The sequence below is a fragment of the Actinomycetospora sp. genome, from assembly GCF_055612215.1.
The window spans coordinates 1-7,146 of record NZ_JBVPVA010000520.1; the positions used below are offsets into that span (position 1 = coordinate 1).

The 7,146-nt window shown below is 76.2% G+C and carries 9 protein-coding genes; 2 read left to right on the forward strand and 7 right to left on the reverse strand.

All coding sequences use genetic code 11. The features are described from left to right. Positions 1–56 precede the first annotated feature (56 nt). Entirely contained in the window at positions 57–722 is a 666-nt protein-coding gene (locus tag AC0CYZ_RS14530) for a recombinase family protein (protein ID WP_472216493.1), read from the forward strand. Positions 723–750: 28 nt separating this feature from the next. On the opposite strand, the gene AC0CYZ_RS14535 is transcribed toward AC0CYZ_RS14530, so the two are convergent. The 3 genes from AC0CYZ_RS14535 to AC0CYZ_RS14545 form a co-directional block, all read right to left on the reverse strand. After that, positions 751–1,470, reverse strand: coding sequence for a hypothetical protein (locus AC0CYZ_RS14535; RefSeq protein WP_472216495.1), 720 nt, complete (start codon positions 1,468–1,470; stop codon positions 751–753). Between the two features lie 111 nt (positions 1,471–1,581). Beyond that, on the reverse strand, positions 1,582–2,091 hold the full coding sequence (locus AC0CYZ_RS14540; RefSeq protein WP_472216497.1) for a GNAT family N-acetyltransferase: 510 nt from the start codon (positions 2,089–2,091) through the stop codon (positions 1,582–1,584). Further along, a complete protein-coding gene (locus AC0CYZ_RS14545; RefSeq protein WP_472216499.1) occupies positions 2,088–2,849 on the reverse strand; it encodes a YebC/PmpR family DNA-binding transcriptional regulator in 762 nt (253 codons plus the stop codon). The genes AC0CYZ_RS14540 and AC0CYZ_RS14545 overlap by 4 nt, the downstream gene beginning before the upstream one ends. A gap of 280 nt (positions 2,850–3,129) precedes the next feature. Between AC0CYZ_RS14545 and AC0CYZ_RS14550 the strand changes: the two genes are divergently transcribed. Beyond that, on the forward strand, positions 3,130–3,630 hold the full coding sequence (locus tag AC0CYZ_RS14550) for a PaaI family thioesterase (protein WP_472216501.1): 501 nt from the start codon (positions 3,130–3,132) through the stop codon (positions 3,628–3,630). A gap of 10 nt (positions 3,631–3,640) precedes the next feature. Here AC0CYZ_RS14550 and AC0CYZ_RS14555 read toward each other — a convergent pair whose 3' ends face one another. From AC0CYZ_RS14555 to AC0CYZ_RS14570, 4 genes are all read right to left on the reverse strand, one after another. Further along, on the reverse strand, positions 3,641–5,485 hold the full coding sequence (locus tag AC0CYZ_RS14555; protein ID WP_472216503.1) for a penicillin-binding transpeptidase domain-containing protein: 1,845 nt from the start codon (positions 5,483–5,485) through the stop codon (positions 3,641–3,643). A 30-nt stretch (positions 5,486–5,515) separates the two neighbouring features. Continuing rightward, positions 5,516–6,025 carry a winged helix-turn-helix transcriptional regulator gene (locus tag AC0CYZ_RS14560; RefSeq protein WP_472216505.1) on the reverse strand — a complete coding sequence of 170 codons (510 nt, stop codon included), beginning with the start codon at positions 6,023–6,025 and terminating at the stop codon, positions 5,516–5,518. Positions 6,026–6,072: 47 nt separating this feature from the next. Then, positions 6,073–6,696, reverse strand: a complete 624-nt coding sequence (gene pdxT / locus AC0CYZ_RS14565) for a pyridoxal 5'-phosphate synthase glutaminase subunit PdxT (RefSeq protein ID WP_472216507.1) — start codon at positions 6,694–6,696, stop codon at positions 6,073–6,075. A gap of 15 nt (positions 6,697–6,711) precedes the next feature. Beyond that, positions 6,712–7,146: hypothetical protein (locus AC0CYZ_RS14570; RefSeq protein ID WP_472216508.1), on the reverse strand; the 435-nt coding region annotated here is incomplete at its 5' end.

Genomic DNA, 7,146 nt, shown 5'->3' on the forward strand with positions numbered 1-7,146 from the left:
CCGATTTCGGAGGGGGGGAATCGCCTCGCCGTCGGCATTCTCCTACTATTCTCGGCATGAACCGAGTGCAGGATCGCGATCTCCTCGCGGCGGAGCCACCGGCTCCGTCCGGCGCTGCCGTCGGTTATGGGCGTGGTTCGGCCAACTCCCCCGACGTGGGCAGCCCCGAGCAGCAGCGGGACACCCTCCTCGCCGCGGGATGCGAGCGGGTCTATCTCGACCGGGCCTCGAGCCGGGGCAGCACGGCGCGGCCGGAGCTCGACTCGTGTCTGGCCTCCCTGGGCCCGGGCGACACCCTCGTCGTCGTGCGCCTCGACCGGCTCGGCCGCTCGCTGCCGCAGCTCGTGACCCTGGTGAACGACCTGCGGACGCGCGGCGTGGGCATCCGGGCGCTGCACGAGGGCCTGGACTCCACGGTGGCGGGCGGCGGGGTGGTCTTCGACGTCTTCGAGGCGCTCGGCGACTTCCTGCGCGAGCTGCTGGTGGAGGGGACGCGGGACGGTCTCGCCGCGGCCCGCGCCCGCGGTCAGCGGCTAGGGCGGCCGCCCGCCCTGACGCCCGATCAGGTCCACCAGGCCCGCACGATGCTCGCCCGGCCGGAGAACTCCGTCGCCTCGATCGCGCGGATGCTCAACGTCAGCCGCTCCACCCTCTACAAGCACGTGCCCGAGCTCGGCGGACGCCAGCCGGTGGCGCCCTTCCCGGAGGCCCGCGAGGCCTGACGGGGGCCGGCGGGCTCCCCGTCGGTCGCTAGGAGGGCCGGGTGCCCGCGACCCGCCGGCTCAGCGGCCGGACGGGCGCCGTGCGACGACGGGGCCGGGCCGCCGCCGACGCCGGAGCGATGTGGCTCGCCCGCGACGAGGCCGTGGGCTCGTCGTCCGGACCGTCGTCGTGCGACACGGTGGTGCTCTCGGCGCCCCGAGGTGCTCGGGGAGGCGTGGCGGTGACGGCAGCCAAGCGCACGACCCGCGGCTCGGGCCGGGGCGCGCCGGCGAGGGGCACACCAGGCCGCTCGGCGGGCCTCGGCCCCTGCCGGACGTGCCCCTGAGCGTCGGGGGCGGGGACCGACCGGGACGCACCCGCGGCGCCGGGCACACCACGCAGCTCGGCGGGCCTCGGATCCCGCCTGACGTACCCCTGAGCGTCGACGACCGGCGCGGCGGCCTGCAGGTGAGGGCGGGGCGGCGCCACCGGTGCGGGACGCGGCCGCGCCTCGGGCACCGGCGTCGGGTCGGCCTGCCACCAGCTCCGGCTGCGACCCGCCGACCAGGTGTTCGCTCCGGCCACGAGCATGACCATCGCGGCGACGAGGGCGGACACCTCGTCGCCGGCCACCAGCAGGCCGACGCACGCCATGAGTGCGGCCGTGGCGACCAGGCCGGCCGCCACCATCGTCGAGGTCGCGGCCCGCGAGGACTCGTGGCTGCAGTACCAGGGCGCGGCCCCCGAACGCTCGGGACTCGTCGTCATCGTCGCTCCGCCTCCCGGTGCACCCACGCGTGGCCGTTCTCCCCACCGCAACGGCCGGGACGCCCGACGGTGACGGTCCGGATCACGCAGCCGCGCCGAACGGCCACTCGATCAGGGAGCGGTGCGCTCCATCCGGACCAGCGCGACCCCCGCGGCGTCCCGCTCGCGGCCGCGCTCGGTGTAGCCGCGCCGCCGGTAGAGGGCGAGGTTCTCCGCGCTGTCCACGCCGGTGACGAGCCACGACGTGGTCCCGGACGGCAGCACCGCGTGCGCGGCGTCCATGAGCGCCGCGCCGATACCGCGCCCCTGCACGTCGGGCGCGACGGAGAAGCGCACGAAGGCGACCGGGTCGGGCCCACCCACCCCGCGCAGGCGCACCGACCCGACCAGGCGCGGGCCGAGCCACGCCGCGAGGCCCACGACGTCGGGCCGGCGCAGGTCCGAGACCAGCTCGTCGCGGGTCTCGACCAGCGGCGGGATCTCGGTCGTCCCGTACCGGCGACCCTCGGCGAGGTAGGCCGCGTACTGGACGGTGAGCGCCTCGCCCGCCTGCTCGGGGAGCAGCGGCGCGATGACCGCCGGCGCGAGGCGCCCGTCGTCGGGACCCGCCGTCCGGGTCACCCGACCTCGGCCATGACCTCGTCGGGGGCGTCGAAGTTCGAGTAGACGTTCTGCACGTCGTCGGAGTCCTCGAGGGCGTCGATGATGCGCAGGACCTTGCGGGCCCCGTCGGCGTCGACCTCGACGTTCATCGACGGCACGAAGGCCGCCTCCGCGGAGTCGTAGTCGATGCCGGCGTCCTGCAGGGCGGTCCGCACGGCCACCAGGTCGCCGGGCTCGCAGACGACCTCGAAGTTCTCGTCATAGTCGTTGACCTCCTCGGCGCCCGCCTCGAGCACCGCGAGCAGCAGGTCGTCCTCGCCGATCTCGCCGGAGCTCTGCTCCTTGGGGACGAGGATGACGCCCTTGCGGTTGAAGAGGTAGGAGACCGAGCCCGGGTCGGCCATGGCGCCGCCGTTGCGGTTCATCGCGGTGCGGACCTCGCCGGCCGCGCGGTTCTTGTTGTCGGTGAGGCACTCGATGAGCACCGCGACGCCGCCGGGCGCGTAGCCCTCGTAGGTGATGGCCTGGTAGTCCGCGCCGCCGCCCTCGGCCCCGGACCCCCGCTTGACGGCCCGGTCGATGTTGTCGTTCGGCACCGAGGTCTTCTTCGCCTTCTGGATGGCGTCGTAGAGCGTCGGGTTGGCCGCCGGGTCACCGCCCCCGGTCCGCGCCGCGACCTCGATGTTCTTGATGAGCTTCGCGAACATCTTGCCGCGCTTGGCGTCGATGGCGGCTTTCTTGTGCTTCGTCGTCGCCCACTTGGAGTGGCCGCTCATGGCTGTTCCGCCCTTCGTCCTCACGCGTGTGCCGTGGCGCCCCGGCGCTCACCCGCGCCGGCCCACGGGGGCGACGCGATGGTTCCGACGACGGCACGGGGCGCGACCCGAACCGGGCTCGCCGGCGTCGTCGCGCTCTCCTGCCTCGGCCCACCAGTCTAGGCGAGGAGCGACCTCCCTGGTGGGACGGCCCGGGGACCGGTGTGACGTGACCACCGTTGCCGGGCGGCCGGGGAGGTCCTAGCGTCTGGGTTCCGATGCGCAACTCAGGAGGTCCCGCGTGAGCACCGACGTCGTCGTCCGGGAACGGACCTACACCTGGGAGGACCCGCGCGCGCTCGCCGCGCAGGCCCCGCAGCGCTCCGGGCTCGAGTTCCTGCGGGCCATGCTCGACGGGGAGCTGCCGCCGCCCCCGATCATGGCGACCATGGGCGCGGGCATCGAGTCCGTGGACGAGGGGCGCGTCGTCTTCGTCCTCGAGCCGGCCGAGTACCACTACAACCCCATCGGCTCCGTGCACGGCGGCATCTTCGCGACGCTGCTCGACTCGGCCTGCGGGTGCGCGGTCCAGTCCACGCTCCCCGCGGGGGTCGGGTACACGAGCCTGGACCTGTCGGTGCGCTTCCTGCGCCCGATGTCGGCCGACACCGGGCCGGTGCGGTGCGAGGGGATCGTGGTCTCCTCGGGGCGGCGGACGGCGCTGGCCCGCGCCTCGATCACCGACGCGGCGGGCCGGCTGCTCGGCGAGGCGACGTCGAGCTGCCTGATCCTGCGCCCCTGAGGGCGGCGCCTCAGCCGAGCGCGGTGAGGAAGCGCGCGGCGATCGGGTTGGCCGGCACCCCGCCGGTCTGCCCGTCCTCCACGAACACCGCGAACGCCAGGTCGCCCCGGTAGCCGGTGAACCAGGAGTGGGCCAGGGGCGGCGTGCCGTGCTCGGCGGTCCCGGTCTTGCCCGACACCGGCCCGCCCGGCACCCCGGCCAGCTCCGGCGCGGTCCCACGGGTCACGACGTCGCGCATCATCGGCGCGAGCGCCGTGGTCACCCCGGGCGGCACGGCGGCCGGCGGCCGGGCGACCGCCGTCGGCCGGTCCGGGACCAGGGTCGGCGTCGGGACCGACCCCCGGACGACGGTGGCGGCCAGGAGCGCCTCGGACAGCGGACTGACCAGATCGGTGCCCTGCCCGAACGCGTCGGCCGCCACCGCCGCGGGATCCCCGCCCGGCGTGTAGGCGCCGTCGAACGAGTCCACCGGGAGGCCCCACCCCGCACCGATGCCGAACCAGCCCGCCGCCGTGCCGAGCGCGTCCGGGGCGAGGCGCTGGGAGAGCTGGGCCATCGTGGTGTTGCAGGAACGGGCGAAGGCGTCGGTGAAGGGCACGGTGCCGAGGTCGAAGCCGTCCTCGTTGGGGATGACCCGTCCGCCGATGGTCGTCGTCCCGGGGCAGGCCACGGGGGCGTCGGGGGTCACGAGCCCCGCGTGCAGCGCGGCCGCCGCGGTCACGATCTTGAACGTGGACCCCGGCGGGTAACGCCCGGCCAGCGCCACGTCGAACGGCGCCGCGGTGGAGTTCGCGACGCCCAGCACCGCGCCGTCCGAGGGCCGCACCGCGACGATCGCCGCGGTCGGCGCCACCCCGGTCAGCGCCGTCTCCGCGGCCTGCTGCACGCGCGCGTCGAGCGTGGTGCGCACCGGGGCCCCGGGGCGGCCGGGGAAGCTCGCCAGCCGCTCGACGGGGCGGCCCGCGGCGTCGTCGACGTCGATCGTGGCCGTCGCGGCGCCCGCGAGCCGGTCGTTGAACACCTGCTGCAGCCCACCGGTGCCGATCTCGTCGGTGGCGGTGAAGCCGGGACCGGCCGCCCGGAGGTCCTCCGCGCTGGGCTGGTCGACCTGCCCCAGCAGCGGTTGGCCCCAGTGCGGCGCCGGGCCCAGCTGGGCGAGGCCCTCGCGGAACGCGGTGCCGGGCAGGTCGCGGATCCGGTCGCGGACCGCGTCGTAGTCGGGTCGGCGCAGCGTGATGACGGTGACGAAGTCCCCGGGTTGGGCGCGGGCGGCGTCGGCGACGATCTCGGCGGCGTCGATGTGCAGGGCCGCCGCGAGCTGGGCGGCCACCCCCGGCACGTCCGGAGTGCGGGCGGGCACGATCCCGACGGTCACCGTTGGCGTGGCGGCGACCAGCGGGGTCCCGTCGGCGGCGGTGATCGCGGCCCGCGGCGGCAACGCCCGGGTGACCGCGAGCGACTGCCCCGGCCCGAGACGCGGGTGCAGGTCCTTGGGCGCCCAGCGCACCCGCCACGTGCTGTCGGGTGCCTCGACCGTGCCGACGCGGCCGTCGTAGCGCCAGGGGTCCACGACGCCGTCGAGGGCCCACGACGCGCTGTAGGCGACGGTGCCGTCCCCGGCGACGTCGCCGGCGGTGAGGGTGCCGGCGCCCAGCCCGAGTCCGCGGTCGGCCTGCGTCAGCGCCGCCGTCGCGGCCGGCGGGTCGTCCGTGGCCGCGGCGGCGGCCGGGACGTCCCCGCGCCCCCAGGCGTCGAGGAAGGCCTGCGCGGCGTCGCGCTGCGCGCCGGAACTGCCACAGCCCGCGAGCAGGGCGGCGGTGAGCCCGACGACGAGCACGAGCACGGATCGACGCACGGGTCGTGATCGTAGGGCGGGCGGAGTCTCCTAGCCCGTGGCCGCGTCGGCCCCGTCCGCCCCGGGCCGGCGTCGGGCTCCGGGTCCCGGACGCGTCCGCACCCGGTCGGTCGGGCCGAGCACGTGCCCGTCGGCGCAGACCTCGCGCACCTCGACGGGCGCGCCGCACTCGTGCTCGACGACCGCGGGCGGACCCTCCGGCCCGGCGTGGTGCCGATCGCCGTAGGCCATGAGCGCGAGCAGGACCGGGCGCAGGTCGCGCCCGGCCGCCGTCGGCCGGTACTCACGGCGGGCCCGTCGTCCGGGCTCGCGGTACTCGCGGGTCTCGACGAGCCCCGCGTCGACGAGGGTGGCCAGGCGCCGGGTGAGGACGTTGCGGGCGATGCCGAGGTGGGTGACGAGCTCGTCGAAGCGGCGGATCCCGTTGAGCAGGTCGCGCAGCACGAGCACCGTCCAGGGCTCCCCGATCACCGTCAGCGTGCGCGCGATCGAGCAGGCGCCCGAGTCCAGCTCACGCCAGGCCGGGGTCGTGGTGCTCACCGGACCCACGGTACCTGGGTGGCCGGGGACGACCCAGCTCGCGCGGGTCAGGCGGCGTACTCGCGCACCCGGCGCAGGAAGAGGTCGTGCAGGCGGGCGTCGCCGGTCTGCTCGGGGTGGAAGGCCGTGGCCATCACCGGACCCTGGCGGACCGCGACGATCTTCCCGGACGCCGCGCCGCCGACGCTGGACGGGACGCGCGCGAGGACGTCCACCCCGCGCCCGACCGACTCGACCCAGGGCGCGCGGATGAAGACCGCCCGGACCGGGCCGCCGCCGACCCCGGTGACCGACAGGTCGGTCTCGAACGACTGCACCTGGCGGCCGAACGCGTTCCGGCGCACCACGATGTCGAGCGCCCCGAGCTGGTGCTGGTCGGGGCGGGCGTCGATGGCCTCGCGGGCGAGCAGGATCATCCCGGCGCACGAGCCGAACGCGGGCAGGCCGGCGGCGAGGCGCTCGCGCAGCGGGTCGAGCAGGTCGAAGGCGACGAGCAGCTTCGACAGCGTCGTGGACTCGCCCCCGGGCAGCACGAGCCCGGCGACCTGCTCGAGCTCGGCCGGACGGCGGATCGGGCGCGGGTCGGCCCCGCAGGCGCGCAGCGCGTCGAGGTGCTCGGCGACGTTGCCCTGGAGGGCGAGGACACCCACCGGCGGCCCGGCGGCGGTCATGGCTGCTCCGTAACGCTAGCTGTCGGTGCGCCCCGGGAACCGGGCGCGGTACTCGTCGAGGTGCTGGGTGGCGCACATGCGCTGCTCCTGCTGGCCCTTCGCCTGCCCCATGCACTGGTCGAGGGTCAGCCCCTGACCGAAGGTACCGGTCCCGAGCAGGGCGGGGACGACGAGCGCCAGCCCCCAGATCAGCCCGACCAGGCCCAGGGCGAGCCCGGCGAGGGCCGCTCCGCCCGAGCGCTCCGGGTCGTGGAACGCCTTCCGCGCCCCGACGCCGCCGATCACGACCGCTGCCAGGCCCGCGACGATCCCGACCCACCCGAAGAGCCACGCGCTCCCCGCCGCGATGACGCCGAGCACCAGCGCCGGGGTGCCCCACCCCTCGAGCCCCTTGCCCTGCCCGGCGGCGCCGGTCGCGGGGTCGGCGGGACCGGCGGGGCGGGGCGTCGT